Genomic DNA, 13218 nt, shown 5'->3' with positions numbered 1-13218 from the left:
ACGGCTCGATGTCCGCGCCTTCCACGTCCTCGTACGGCTGGACGCGGGGACCCTGTGTCCGCCTCCGTGGACGGCCGCGGTGTCAGGGCTTCGGGTCGGGAATTGCTACGTCCGTCCGCGTGAGTCGTGGGCGGTCCCGGTCGCTGGTGCGCAGGACGCCCGCGAAGGCGACCAAGCCGCACGCCAGCACGGTGACCAGGCCGAACGACACGACCAGGCTGGTCAGTTGAGCCAGACCGCCGATCGCGCTCGGCGCGACCAGGCCGGAGGTGTACGTGATGGTCGCGACGCCCGCGATGGCCTGGCTGGGGTTCGGCCCGCTGCGGCCGGCGGCGGCGAAGCAGAGCGGGACGACGACCGCGATGCCGAGCCCCATCAGCGCGAAGCCGCCCATGGCGAGCGCCGGCTGGTTCGCGAAGACGATCAGGACCCCGCCGAGCGCGGCCAGCACACCGCTCGCCCGGACGGTACGGACCGCGCCGAAACGGTTGACCACCGCGTCGCCCGCGAGCCGGGCCACCGCCATGGTCAGCATGAAACCGGTGGTGCACGCCGCCGCGAGCCCGGCCGAGGTCTCCAACTGGTCCCGCAGATAGACCGCCGACCAGTCCAGCGCCGCCCCTTCCGCGAACACCGCGCAGAACCCGACCGCGCCGATCAGCAGCGCCGACTTCGGCGGTAGCGCGAACCTGGGCGGCGGCTCCTCGTCCTCGGTGGCCCTGAGGTCCAGTACCCACTGGCAGGCGACCAGACCGAGGGCGGTGAGCGTGACCGCCGCAAGCGCGTGGTGCAGCCGGGCGTCCGAGCCCAGATGGGCGGCGAGGGTACCGGCCGCCGAGCCGACGAGGGCGCCCGCGCTCCACATACCGTGCAGGCCCGACATGATCGACTTCCCGAGACGGCTTTCCACCTCGACGCCGAGCGCATTCATCGCGACGTCCGCCATGCCCGCCGACGCGCCGTACACGAACAGCGCGAAGCAGAGCGTCCAGAGATTCGGCGAGAGGGACGGCAGGATCAGCGCGAGCGTCCACAGGGAGAGCAGTCCGCGCAGTGCGGTGCGGGCGCCGAAGCGGTGGCTGATCCGGCCCGCGAGCGGCATCGCCAAGGACGCGCCGATCGCCGGGAAGGCGAGGGCGAGGCCCAGTTGGCCCGCGCTGACCCCCGCGTGGTCCTGGATCCACGGCACGCGGGTCGCGAACGAGCCGGTGACGGCGCCGTGCACCGCGAACACGGCCGCCACCGCGTACCGCGCCCGCCTCACCTCGCGCTGCTCGTAGACCACCACGCTCATTCTCCGCCTCCCTGTACTTCGATGCGCCGCGATGTCGGCGTGCCCGGTCGTCGTCCGTCGTCGCCCACGGGCCCGCAGGCCTGCGGGTGCCGCCGGGTTCTCTGCGCTGCCGGTGTTCTCGAAGCGTCGCAGAACCCGGAGCTTCGGCGTCCCGTACTCCGACTCGCCCGCTGCCCTCGAAGCCTCCGAAGTGCGCGAAGCGTCCGACGTCCTCGAAGCCTCCCGGCGCGCGAAGTGCTTCGACGTCCCCGAAACCTCCGGACTTCTCGAAGCCCTTCGAGTTTCCGGTTCCCCGGTGCCCTCCGCCCACCCGGCCTTCGGCGCGCCGCAGTAAACTATCAGGAACCCTGCCTGATAGATAGGGAGCGGCCGCCCGAGGGCCACCGGCCGTACGGCGCCGCAGATCTGGGAGGATCCCGGCATGCCCGCATCACCCAGCACCGCCCGAGCCATCAACGACCGGCTCGCCCTGCGGCTGCTGCAGCAGGAAGGGCCGCTGACGGCCGGGCAGTTGAAGCAGCTCACCGGTCTGTCCCGGCCCACGGTCGCCGACCTCGTGGAGCGCCTCACGGCCGCCGGTCTGATCGAGGTCGTGGGGGAGTCGGGGGAGCAACGGCGCGGGCCCAACGCCCGTCTCTACGGCATCGTGGCGGACCGTGCGCATCTCGCCGCGCTCGATGTGCGCACCGAGGGCGTCACGGTCGTCGTCGCCGATCTGCTCGGTACGGAGCTGGCGCGGGAGTCCGTCCCGATCGCGGACGACGCCGGCACGGGGCCCGCGGTGGAGCAGGCGGTCACCCTGGTGGAGCGTGCCGCGAAGGAGGCGGGCGCCGACCGGCTGCACACGGTGGCGATCGGCGCCCCCGGTCTGATCGACCCGGCCACGGGCGAACTCCGCGTCTCCAGCGGCCTCCCCGAATGGCACCGCCGCCTGGTCGCCGCCCTCGGCGAGCGGTTCCCCGCCCGTGTCCTCGTCGAGAACGAGACCAACCTCGCCGCCCTCGCCGAACAGCGGGACGGCGCCGCCCGCGACCGCGACACCTTCGTCCTCCTCTGGCTCGGCCTGGGTACCGGCGCCGCGGTCGTTCTCGACGGCCACCTCCGCCGGGGCGCCTCCGGCGGCACGGGCGAGATCGGCTTTCTCCCTGTTCCCGGTACGACCACGGTCCCCTCGGCCACCGACTGCGAGGGCGGCTTCCATTCCCTGGGCGGCGCGGCGGCGGTGGCGGCACTGGCCACCGCACACGGCGTCACGGCCGAGGCAGCCCCGAACGAGCCGCACGCGGCGACGCTGGTACGGGCGGCGGTCGCCGGACTCTCGGCCGCGCCCGGCCCTTCGGCCGACCCCCGCGCCCGCTTCCTCGACGCCCTCGCCGACCGCCTCGCCCTCGGCGCTGCCTCCGTCGTCGCGGTGCTCGACCCGGGCTGTGTGGTGCTCGGGGGTGAGGTCGGGCAGGCCGGTGGGGAGGAGCTGGCCGTAAGGGTGGGCAAGCGGCTGGCGGCCATGTCGCCGTTGCCCACCGAGGTGCGGGCCAGTGGCCTGGGCGGGGCCGCTGTGCTGCGCGGCGCGCTGCTCATGGCCCGGGAGGCGGCTCAGGACGAGCTGTTCGCACCACCCGCGCGATAGCGGGCGCGTTTCGGGCCGGGCGCTCCGAGCCCGACCCGGCGGCGCCCGTCACCGCAGGCCGCTCGACGCGGCCGCCGCCCCGCCCACGCGCCGGACGATCGATGGCACCCTGCCGGTCATCCCTGCCGGTGACCCCAGCCCGTCACCCCAGCCGGTTTCACCTGGCGGTTTCACCTGCCGGCCGCCGAGCCGCCCGCCGCCACCGCTGTCTTCAGGGGGTGTGTCGCCGCCACCCCCTGAGCGGTCCCCGCCCAGCCCCTCACCCCTTCCCCCGACCACCACCGAACCGCTCCGCCAGGTGCTCCCCGAACGTCCCCTTGCCCACGGCCCGCCCCGGCGTGAGGTGGCCGCCGCTGCGAAAGGCCCGGTACGCCTTGCCGAACAGCGGGACGTTCAGCAGGGGGCGGCGACGGCCGGTGGCCGCGAGGTAGGCGTGGGCCAGCTGGGGGAAGGACAGGATCTCGGGGCCTCCCAGGTCGTCGACGCGGCCGGCGGGAGCGCCCACGGCCAGCTCCGCCAGGCGCTCGGCGACCTCGGCGACGGCGACGGGCTGGTCGCTCACCCCGGCGGGGAGCATCATGACCGGCGGCTTGGAAAGGCCCTGGAAGAGCATCACCACGAGATCGTGGAACTGGGTCGCGCGCAGGGTCGTCCAGCCCAGCCCCGACCCCTCGACCAGCCGCTCGACGGCCAGCTTGGACCGGTAGTAGCCGAACGGCACCCGGTCCACGCCGACGATCGAGATGTAGACCAGGTGCCGCACCCCGGCCCGCCCCGCCGCCGCGATCAGGTTCTCCGCCGCCTTCTCGTCGCCCCCGCGCGGCGACGTCGCGCAGTGCACGATGGTGTCCACCCCCGCCACGGCCGCGTCCAGCCCGCTCCCGCCCGCGAGGAGATCGACGGCGTACGGCTGCGCGTGCCGGCTGAGCACCCGCACCTCGTGCCCGTCCGCCCGCAGCCGCTCGGTGACGGGCCGGCCGAGGACGCCGGTGCCGCCGGTCACCAGGATCGTGGTCATGCTGTTCATCCCCTTCGTAACTCGGACGCTCCCGGCCGGAAACGCCCTACGGCAGCTACGACGGGACAGCCCCTGGGGAATGTGACAACCGAGGCGACCGAGCGGACCCATGCCATCGGCGCACGGTCACGTCCCCATCAGCTGCCGGCCCGCGAACTCCAGCTTGTCCGGGTTCACCACGACCCGCACGTCCGTCACGACACCGCCCCGGAACGCGAAGGACGCGGTGCCAACGAGCGCGTCCCCGGCCCTGGCGATCAGCGCTGGGGAGCCGTTGACCTCGGCCACGGCGAAGTCCAGGCCGCCCGCGAACCGTTCCCAGCCGCCGGCCACCAGCCGCAGTACCTTCTCCCGTCCCTCGACCGGCCGCCGCGCCGCGCTGACCCTGCCGCCGCCGTCCGACCACCAGGTCACGTCCTCGGCGAGGATCTTCTCCAGCCCGGCCATGTCCCCGTTCTGTGCCGCCGCGAGGAAGGACTCCACCAGCCCGGCCCGCCGCTCCGGTGCCGGCTCGAACCGGGCCTCCGCCACCGCCACCCGCCCCGCCGCCCGCCGGTACAGCTGACGGCAGTTGGCCTCGGTCATGTCCAGGACGGCCGCGATCTCCCGGTACCCGTACGCGAAGGCCTCCCGCAGTACGTACACGGCCCTCTCGGTCGGGGTGAGCCGCTCCAGCAGGACCAGGAGCGCGAGCGAGACCGCGTCGCGCTGCTCGGCCGACTCCAGCGGGCCCAGGGTGCCGTCGGAGGTCAGCACCGGCTCCGGCAGCCAGGTCCCCGTGTACCGCTCGCGACGTGCCCGCGCGGAGGTCAGCCGGGTGAGGCAGAGATTGGTGACGACCCTGGCGAGCCAGGCGCCGGGCTGTTCGATGACCGTACGGTCGGCGCCGCTGAAGCGCAGATACGTGTCCTGCACGGTGTCCTCGGCGTCCGCGGCGGAGCCCAGCAGACGGTAGGCCAGGCCGAACAGGCGGGGGCGGTGCGCTTCGAACTCGTCGGCGGCGGCGGTCGTCGTCACGCCCCCACTTTCCCAGAGCGCGCACCCCCCCCCGAGCGCGCACGCACACCCTCCCCGAGCGCACGCCCGCGCTCTCCCGGAGGCCGCCGGGAGACACATGAGTGGGACCCGGCGACGGGGCAAGGGCCGTCGTCACCGCCGCCGGGCCGTTCGAGGCGGGTACCGCGACCGCAGACTTTAAAAGGACTAGACCAGGCCGGTCAATGGGTCGGCCCTCTTCGGATGCCGTCGCCGTCACGGAAGTTGACCCTTGGTCAGTGATACAGAAACCCGCCGGCTCCCGCTGGAGAAGTACAGTGACGCGTCCTGTGAGCCACCCCACATCCCTCACCCGCATGGGTGTCGACCGGGCGTGGCACACTGGCCGTGTACCAGAAGCAGCGCACTCCGGGGTCGGTGAAAGTCCGAACCGGCGGTTACAGTCCGCGACCCGGTCGCTTCCAGCGGCCGGTTGACCAGGTGAAATTCCTGGACCGACGGTTAAAGTCCGGATGGGAGGCAGTGCGCGGCGGGCGGGCATTCGTGCGCGCCGCCGTCTGTTTTTGGCCTACCCCGACAGGGGTGGGTCTTCTACGCGGCGTCGCTCCCTGTGCCGCTGTCCGCTCATGTCTGTCTCTTCGACAGCCCCGGAGTCCGTGCCCCGATGTGGCAGGAGGACCCGGGAAGTGTTCACCGGAATCGTCGAAGAGCTGGGTGAGGTCACCGCCGTCGAGAAGCTCGGCGACTCCTCCCGCTTCCGTCTGCGCGGCCCCGTCGTCACACAGGGCGCGCGCCACGGCGACTCCATCGCCGTCAACGGTGTCTGTCTCACGGTCGTGGAGCACGAGGACGACTGGTTCACCGCCGACGTCATGGCGGAGAGCCTCGAACGCTCCAGCCTCGGCGCCCTCACCACCGGCTCCCGCGTCAACCTCGAACGCCCCATGGCCGTCGGCGACCGCCTCGGCGGTCACATCGTGCAGGGCCACGTCGACGGCACGGGCGAGGTCATCGAGCGTAAGCCGTCCGAGAACTGGGAGATCGTCAAGATCTCGCTCCCGGCGGACCTCACGCGGTACGTCGTCGAGAAGGGCTCCATCACCGTCGACGGCATCAGCCTCACCGTCGTCGATGCCGGCCCCGACTACTTCACCGTCAGCCTCATCCCGACCACCCTCGACCTGACCACGCTCGGCCGCAAGCAGCCCGGCGACCCGGTCAACCTCGAGGTCGACGTCATCGCCAAGTACGTCGAGCGGCTGCTCGGCGCACGGGGAGCGGACAGCCAGGGGATCGGTATTCCGGGGGAGGCGCGGTGAACTCGCTGAACACCGTCGCCTTCATGGCGTTCGGCCAGCAGATCCTCTGGTCGGACATGATCGGCAACATCCTCGGTCTGATCGCCCTCGCCCTCGGCGCGATCCGCTCCATCTGGAACTGGCCCGTACAGTTCCTCTCCGGCCTCGTCCTCTTCGGCGCCTTCGTCGGCCATCTGACCGGCAGCGCCGGCAAGCAGGTCATTGTCATGGCCGTCGCCGCGTACGGCTGGTGGCAGTGGAACCGTACGAAGGGGCAGTCCTCGGACGGCGCCATCACCCCGCGCTTCGCCACCTGGCGCGAGCGCGGCTATCTCATCGCCGGTGCCGTGCTCGGCACGCTCGCCGTCGCCGGCCTCTTCACCGCGTTCCCCACCCTGTCCTGGGACCCCTGGCCGGACGCGTACGTCTTCACCGGCACCATCGTCGCCATGTACGCCCAGGCGCGCGGCATGGTCGAGTTCTGGTTCGCCTGGCTGCTCGTCGACCTGGTCGGCGTCCCGCTCAACTTCGCCAACGGCTACGCGTTCTCCGGATTCGTCTACATCATCTACGGCGCGCTCGTCCTGTGGGGCATGCGCGACTGGTGGCTGCGCTCCCGCAAGCCCGCCCTGGAAGGAGCCCCCGCATGACCACGGCGCCGATCCTGTACAGCACCGACGACATCGAGAACTTCGGGCTCGACCCCATCGAGCAGGCCATCGCGGACATCGCGGCGGGCCGCCCGGTCGTGGTCGTCGACGACGAGGACCGCGAGAACGAGGGCGACCTCGTCATCGCCGCAGAGAAGGCCACCCCCGAGATCATCGCCTTCATGATGAGCGAGTGCCGGGGCATGATCTGCGCCCCCATGGAGGGCGACGAACTGGAGCGGCTCGAACTGCCGCAGATGGTGCAGCAGAACACCGAGTCCATGCGTACCGCCTTCACCGTCACGGTCGACGCGGCCCCGCAGCACGGCGTCACCACCGGCATCTCCGCCTCCGACCGCGCCACGACCCTCCGGCTCCTGGCGAGCGGCTCGGCCGAGCCGGGCGACTTCGTCCGCCCCGGCCACATCTTCCCGCTCCGTGCCCGGACCGGCGGAGTGCTCGTGCGCAACGGTCATACGGAGGCCGCCGTCGACCTCGCCCGCCTCGCGGGCCTGCGCCCGGCCGGTGCGATCGTCGAGATCGCCGGCGAGGACGGACGCATGCTGCGCCTCCCCGAACTGATCCCGTTCGCCCGCAAGCACGGCCTGACGATCATCTCCATCGAGGACCTCATCGCCTACCGCCGCTCGGCCGAACCCACCGTCAAGCGTGAGGCGAAGACCCGACTCCCCACGGCCTTCGGCGACTTCACGGCGTACGGCTATCGCTCCACCGTCGACGGCGTCGAACACGTGGCCCTCGTCCAGGGCGAGATCGGCGACGGCGAGGACGTCGTCGTCCGCGTCCACTCCGAATGCCTCACCGGCGACATCTTCCACTCGCTGCGCTGCGACTGCGGCCCCCAGCTCCAGACCTCACTCGAACGCATCGCCGCCGAGGGCCGGGGCGTCGTCGTCTATCTGCGCGGCCACGAGGGCCGCGGCATCGGACTGCTGTCCAAGCTGCGCGCCTACGAACTCCAGGAGCGTGGCCGCGACACCCTCGACGCCAACCTGGAGCTCGGCCTGCCCGCCGACGCCCGGGACTACGGCGCCGGCGCGCAGATCCTCCAGGACCTGGGCGTCCGCAGTGTGCGCCTGATGACCAACAACCCCGAGAAGACCGACGCCCTCGTCCGCCACGGCCTGGCCGTCACCGACCGCGAACCGATGCCGGTCCGCGCGGGCGAGCACAACCTCCGCTATCTGCGCACCAAGCGCGACCGGATGGGTCACGACCTGCCCTGGCTGGACACGACCACCACGTCCACCTGCGGCAACCAGTAACACCAGCGGCAAGACGAACGAGCAAGAGTTCCAGGAACCAAGGAGCAACGTGAGCGGCAAGGGCGCACCCGAACTGTCCGTACGCAACTGTGGCGACCTGCGCGTCGCGGTCATCGCGGCCCAGTGGCACGAGAAGGTGATGGACGGCCTCGTCGAAGGCGCCCTGCGCGCCCTGCGCGACCTGGGCATCGACGAGCCGACCCTCCTGCGGGTCCCCGGCAGCTGGGAGCTGCCCGTCGTCGCCAAGGTCCTCGCGGGCCGCGGCTACGACGCGATCGTCGCCCTCGGCGTCGTCATCCGCGGCGGCACCCCCCACTTCGAGTACGTGTGCCACGGCGTCACGCAGGGCCTCACCCAGGTCTCCGTCGACACGGGCGTCCCCATCGGCTTCGGCGTACTGACCTGCGACACCGAGGAACAGGCCCTGGACCGCGCGGGCATCGAGGGCTCGAACGAGGACAAGGGCCACGAGGCGGTGACGGCGGCCGTGGCGACGGCGGCCACCCTCCGTTCAGTATCTGAACCCTGGCGCTGAGACACGGGCGGTTGCGCGTAGGCTGAGCCCCACCATGTCCAAGAAGACGTTCGAGGAGCTGTTCACCGAGCTCCAGCACAAGGCCGCCACCGGCGACCCCGCCACTTCCCGCACCGCAGAGCTGGTCGAGAAGGGCGTCCATGCCATCGGCAAGAAGGTCGTCGAAGAGGCCGCCGAGGTCTGGATGGCCGCCGAGTACGAGGGCAAGGAAGCGGCCGCCGAGGAGATCTCGCAGCTGCTGTACCACGTCCAGGTGATGATGGTCGCCCGCGGCATCTCCCTGGACGACGTGTACGCCCACCTCTGAGCCACACCCAGCATTCAATCCCGAACATACGAACGAAGGAAGCTCGCCTCATGCTGCGCATCGCCGTCCCCAACAAGGGTTCCCTGTCCGGACCTGCGGGGGAGATGCTGCATGAGGCCGGCTACCAGCAGCGCCGGGAGTCCAAGGAGCTGCGGATCGTCGACCCGGTCAACGAGGTGGAGTTCTTCTACCTCCGCCCCCGCGACATCGCGATCTACGTCTCCTCCGGCCGGCTCGACATCGGTATCACCGGCCGCGACCTGCTGATCGACTCCGGCGCCAAGGCCGAGGAGATCCTCCCGCTCGGCTTCGCCCGCTCCACCTTCCAGTTCGCCGCCAAGCCGGGCACGGCGAACGGTGTCGCGGATCTGAAGGGCAAGACGGTCGCCACCTCCTACGAGGGGATCGTCGCGGGGCACCTCGCCGACCACGGCGTCGATGCCTCCGTCGTCCACCTCGACGGTGCCGTGGAGACCGCCATCGAGCTGGGTGTCGCCGAGGTCATCGCCGACGTCGTCGAGACGGGCACCTCGCTGCGCAACGCGGGGCTGGAGGTCTTCGGCGACCCGATCATGAAGTCCGAGGCCGTCGTCATCCGCCGTGTGGACGCCGACACCGACACGGAGAACGAGCCCAAGGTGCAGCAGTTCCTGCGCCGCCTCCAGGGCGTCCTCGTGGCCCGGACCTACGTGATGATGGACTACGACTGCCGCGTCGAGCAGTTGGAGAAGGCCGTCGCGCTCACGCCGGGCCTGGAGTCCCCCACCGTCTCGCCGCTGCACAACGAGGGCTGGGTCGCCGTGCGCGCCATGGTCCCGGCCAAGGAGGCCCAGCGGATCATGGACGACCTGTACGACATCGGCGCCCGTGCCATCCTGACCACCGCCATCCACGCCTGCCGCCTCTGACGGCCGGGGAGTCGTACGCCATGCCGGACCAGTCCTCCCTCCCCGCCCTGCCGGTCACTTTTCGGCCCGGCCGCACCCGGGCCGTGCTGCTGTGTGCAGCGGGCGCGATCTTCGTGGTCATCACGGTGGTCGGACTGCTGCTGCCGAATCTCGGTCCGGGGGAGCGGCTCAGTTTCGTCTTCACGGCCGCCATGCTCGCCGGGGTGCTGGGCATGCTCTCCCGGCCCCGGGTGGTCGCCGACGACTCCGGGGTGACCGTCGTCAACATCGCCGGCAGGCGCCGTCTGGGCTGGGCGGAGATCGTGCAGGTGAACCTGAGGTCCGGCGACCCCTGGGTCTTCCTCGACCTCACCGACGGCACCAGCCTGCCCGCGCTCGGCATCCAGCCGGGCATCGCCAGGCAGCGCGCCATCGAGGACGCCCGGATCCTTCGGGCGCTGGTGGAGGCCCGGTCGGTCACCGAGCCCGAGCCGCGTCAGGGCTGACCCGGCTCCGTGCCGGGGACGGTGGGGCTTCGCGTCGGGGACGGACCCGGACAAGATCAGGTCCGACTCGGGGCCGTCGCCCCTGCCGCACCGGCCCATGTCTTGATTAATCTGTTCGCGGAGGCGTTTTCGTCGCGCCTCCGCCTCTGCCGTTCCGCCCCCCGGAAGGCGGAGGCTCCCTGCTAATCGAGGAGTGACTCCTTCCAGCGATGGACGGATCGTCCTGTAGTACCTGCGCCGCCCCCTCTCGACATCTCGAGGCGGCGGCATGACCATCCCCCTGTTGCTCCTCGGAGCCGCGTTCCTGCTGATCCTCGCCAACGGCTTCTTCGTGGCCGCCGAGTTCGGCCTCGTCACCGTCGAGCGGCCGGAGGCCGAGAAGGCCGCGGCCGAGGGTGACCGCCGGGCCCTCAAGGTGGTGGGCGCGCTCAAGGAGCTGTCGTTCCAGCTCTCCGGCACCCAGCTCGGCATCACCATCACCTCCCTCGTCGTCGGCATGCTCGCCGAACCGGCGCTCGCGGAGATACTCCACGGCCCCTTCACCGCCATCGGCATACCCGAAGGCGCCGTGTCCGGTGTCGCCGTGGTCGTCGGCATGCTGCTGGCCTCCGCCGTGCAGATGGTGATCGGCGAGCTGGTGCCCAAGAACTGGGCGGTGTCGAAGCCGATGCAGGTCGCCCGCTTCGTCGCGGGCCCCCAGCACGTCTTCTCCCGCCTCTTCCGCCCGGTCATCGCCGCTCTCAACGCGGTCGCCAACCGCCTGGTCCGCGCCTTCGGCGTCGAGCCCACCGACGAGCTGGCCTCCGCCCGCACCCCCGGTGAACTGGTCTCCCTCGCCCGGCACTCGGCCCAGGCCGGCGCCCTGGAACAGGACACGGCCGACCTCTTCGTCCGCACGCTCTCCCTGGGCGAGCTGACCGCGGAGAACGTGATGACGCCGCGCGTGAAGGTCAGCGCCCTGCAGTCGACGGCCACCGCCGAGGACGTGGTCAACCTGACCCGGGCCACCGGCCTCTCGCGCTTCCCCGTCTACCGGGAGCGGATCGACGAGATCGTCGGCATGGCCCACCTCAAGGACGCCCTCGCGATCCCGGCCCACGACCGGCTGCACACCCCGGTCGGCCGCATCGCCAAGCCTCCGCTACTCGTCCCGGAGTCGCTGCCCGTGCAGCCGCTCCTGGCCCGGCTGCGCAGCGAGCAGCCCATCGCCGTCGTCGTCGACGAGTACGGCGGTACGGCCGGGGTCGTGACCCTGGAGGACATCGTCGAGGAACTCGTCGGCGAGGTGCGCGACGAGCACGACGGGCACGACCTGCCCGAACTCGCCGTCGCCCCGCCCGAGGAGGGCCGCCCCGCCTGGGACGTCGACGGCAGCTGCCGGGTCGACGTGCTCCAGCGCATCGGCCTCGACGTCCCGGAAGGCCCGTACGAGACGGTCGCCGGCCTCGTCGCCGACCTCCTCGGCCGCATCCCCGCGCCGGGGGACAGGGCGGAACTGCCCGGCTGGCGGCTGGCGGTACGCCAGGTCGGGCACTACCGGGCGGAGCGTGTACGCCTCGTGCGGACCGCTCCGGCCACGGACTCCCTCACCGCGGTGGAGGCGGCCCGATGACCGTCCTCCAACTCCTGTTCGCCCTGCTTCTCGTGCTCGCCAACGGCTTCTTCGTCGGCGCCGAGTTCGCCCTGGTCTCCGTCCGCCGCAGCCAGATCGAACCGCTGGGGACGGCGCGGGCCCGACAGGTCCTCTACGGCCTGGAGAACCTGCCTCAGATGATGGCGGCGGCCCAGTTCGGCATCACCGTCTGCTCCCTGACACTGGGCGCGGTGGCCGAGCCGACGGTGGCGAAGCTGCTGGAGCCGGTCTTCGAGGCGATCCACCTGCCGCACGGCATGATCCACCCCCTGGGATATGTGATCGCCCTCGCGGTCGTCATCTTCCTGCACCTCGTCATCGGCGAGATGCTGCCGAAGAACCTGGCCATGGCGGCGCCCGAGAAGACGGCGCTGTGGCTGAGCCCGGCGCTGGTGGCCTTCGCGAGGCTGTGCAAGCCCGTCACGATCGGCCTCGGAGCCTGTGCCCGCGTCATCCTGAGACTTTTCCACGTCGAGCCCAAGGACGAGGTCGAGGCAGTATTCACCAGCGTCCAGCTGGTCCGGCTGGTCGAGGACTCCGGGCAGGCCGGGCTGCTCGACCCCGAGGAGCAGGAGCGTCTGGAGGACGCGCTGGAGCTGGGCTCCCGCCCGGTGACGGACGTCCTGCTGAAGCGCGACTCCCTGGTGACGGTGGTCCCCTCGGTGACCCCCGCCCAGGTCGTGGCGCTGACCGCCCGCACCGGCTACTCCCGCTTCCCGGTGGTCGCGGAGAACGGCGCCTTCATGGGCCGCTACCTCCACGTCAAGGACGTCCTCGATCTGGAGGACTCCGACCGCGCCGTCCCCCAGCAGATCTGGCGCCCCATGACCACCCTCCGCGCGGAGCTTCCGCTGGACGACGCGCTGACGGTCATGCGCCGCGCGGCCACCCACCTGGCCCAGGTGGCGGACGCCTCCGGCAAGGTCCTGGGCCTGGTCGCCCTGGAGGATGTCCTGGAGCTGCTGGTCGGCGAGGTTCGCGATCCGGCACACCGGGAGATCCAGCCGGTCAGGGTGACGGAACCGCGGGGCAGCGAGACCCCGGAGGAGGTCCTGGCGAGCTGACCCCGCCCCCGCGCCCCTTTTTTTGAGGGGCGCGGGGAACTGCGCGAACGGGGTCCGGGGCGGAGCCCCGAGTCTTTGACGGGGGTCGAAGGGGCGCGCTCCCCCTGAGGATGGGAC

Annotated in this window: 13 protein-coding genes and 1 riboswitch; of the genes, 10 read left to right on the top strand and 3 right to left on the bottom strand. The window is 71.5% G+C overall.

Annotation, left to right across the window (positions count from 1 at the left end; translation table 11 throughout):
• Positions 1–82: 82 nt before the first annotated feature.
• Positions 83–1294: an MFS transporter gene (locus OG858_RS07915; protein WP_086750449.1), complete on the bottom strand. Its 1212-nt coding sequence runs from the start codon at positions 1292–1294 to the stop codon at positions 83–85.
• Between the two features lie 421 nt (positions 1295–1715).
• On the opposite strand from OG858_RS07915, the gene OG858_RS07910 reads away from it, so the two are divergent.
• Positions 1716–2921, top strand: coding sequence for an ROK family transcriptional regulator (locus OG858_RS07910; protein WP_319067380.1), 1206 nt, complete (start codon positions 1716–1718; stop codon positions 2919–2921).
• Between the two features lie 259 nt (positions 2922–3180).
• Here the strand turns inward: OG858_RS07910 and OG858_RS07905 are convergent, their stop codons facing one another.
• Together OG858_RS07905 and OG858_RS07900 are read right to left on the bottom strand one after the other, a co-directional pair.
• The gene (locus OG858_RS07905; RefSeq protein WP_319067381.1) at positions 3181–3939 is read right to left on the bottom strand and encodes an SDR family oxidoreductase; all 759 of its coding nucleotides are present in this window, start codon (positions 3937–3939) and stop codon (positions 3181–3183) included.
• Positions 3940–4065: 126 nt separating this feature from the next.
• Positions 4066–4956 (bottom strand): RNA polymerase sigma-70 factor, encoded by an 891-nt coding sequence (locus OG858_RS07900; RefSeq protein ID WP_327723540.1) that lies wholly within the window; start codon positions 4954–4956, stop codon positions 4066–4068.
• Between the two features lie 378 nt (positions 4957–5334).
• Positions 5335–5465, top strand: a riboswitch (FMN riboswitch).
• A 156-nt stretch (positions 5466–5621) separates the two neighbouring features.
• Between OG858_RS07900 and OG858_RS07895 the strand changes: the two genes are divergently transcribed.
• From OG858_RS07895 to OG858_RS07855, 9 genes are all read left to right on the top strand, one after another.
• Positions 5622–6254, top strand: coding sequence for a riboflavin synthase (locus tag OG858_RS07895; RefSeq protein ID WP_319067383.1), 633 nt, complete (start codon positions 5622–5624; stop codon positions 6252–6254).
• Entirely contained in the window at positions 6251–6883 is a 633-nt protein-coding gene (locus OG858_RS07890; protein WP_328545029.1) for a nicotinamide mononucleotide transporter family protein, read from the top strand. The genes OG858_RS07895 and OG858_RS07890 overlap by 4 nt, the downstream gene beginning before the upstream one ends.
• On the top strand, positions 6880–8169 hold the full coding sequence (locus tag OG858_RS07885) for a bifunctional 3,4-dihydroxy-2-butanone-4-phosphate synthase/GTP cyclohydrolase II (protein WP_086748500.1): 1290 nt from the start codon (positions 6880–6882) through the stop codon (positions 8167–8169). Before OG858_RS07890 ends, OG858_RS07885 begins: the two co-directional genes overlap by 4 nt.
• 49 nt (positions 8170–8218) lie before the next feature.
• Entirely contained in the window at positions 8219–8704 is a 486-nt protein-coding gene (gene ribH, locus OG858_RS07880) for a 6,7-dimethyl-8-ribityllumazine synthase (RefSeq protein WP_037701318.1), read from the top strand.
• Positions 8705–8738: 34 nt separating this feature from the next.
• On the top strand, positions 8739–9011 hold the full coding sequence (locus OG858_RS07875) for a phosphoribosyl-ATP diphosphatase (RefSeq protein ID WP_037701316.1): 273 nt from the start codon (positions 8739–8741) through the stop codon (positions 9009–9011).
• A 50-nt stretch (positions 9012–9061) separates the two neighbouring features.
• Positions 9062–9919: an ATP phosphoribosyltransferase gene (gene hisG, locus OG858_RS07870; protein ID WP_086748499.1), complete on the top strand. Its 858-nt coding sequence runs from the start codon at positions 9062–9064 to the stop codon at positions 9917–9919.
• A gap of 20 nt (positions 9920–9939) precedes the next feature.
• Positions 9940–10404: a PH domain-containing protein gene (locus OG858_RS07865; RefSeq protein WP_086748498.1), complete on the top strand. Its 465-nt coding sequence runs from the start codon at positions 9940–9942 to the stop codon at positions 10402–10404.
• Positions 10405–10672: 268 nt separating this feature from the next.
• Complete coding sequence (locus OG858_RS07860) at positions 10673–12016, top strand: hemolysin family protein (RefSeq protein WP_086748497.1); 1344 nt, start codon at positions 10673–10675, stop codon at positions 12014–12016.
• The gene (locus OG858_RS07855; RefSeq protein ID WP_086748496.1) at positions 12013–13101 is read left to right on the top strand and encodes a hemolysin family protein; all 1089 of its coding nucleotides are present in this window, start codon (positions 12013–12015) and stop codon (positions 13099–13101) included. Before OG858_RS07860 ends, OG858_RS07855 begins: the two co-directional genes overlap by 4 nt.
• Positions 13102–13218: the final 117 nt, after the last annotated feature.

This window comes from Streptomyces europaeiscabiei (genome assembly GCF_036346855.1).
Lineage (GTDB): Bacteria > Actinomycetota > Actinomycetes > Streptomycetales > Streptomycetaceae > Streptomyces > Streptomyces europaeiscabiei.
The sequence above is the reverse complement of the archived record's forward strand: the minus strand, read 5'-3'. Positions and strand labels throughout refer to the sequence as shown.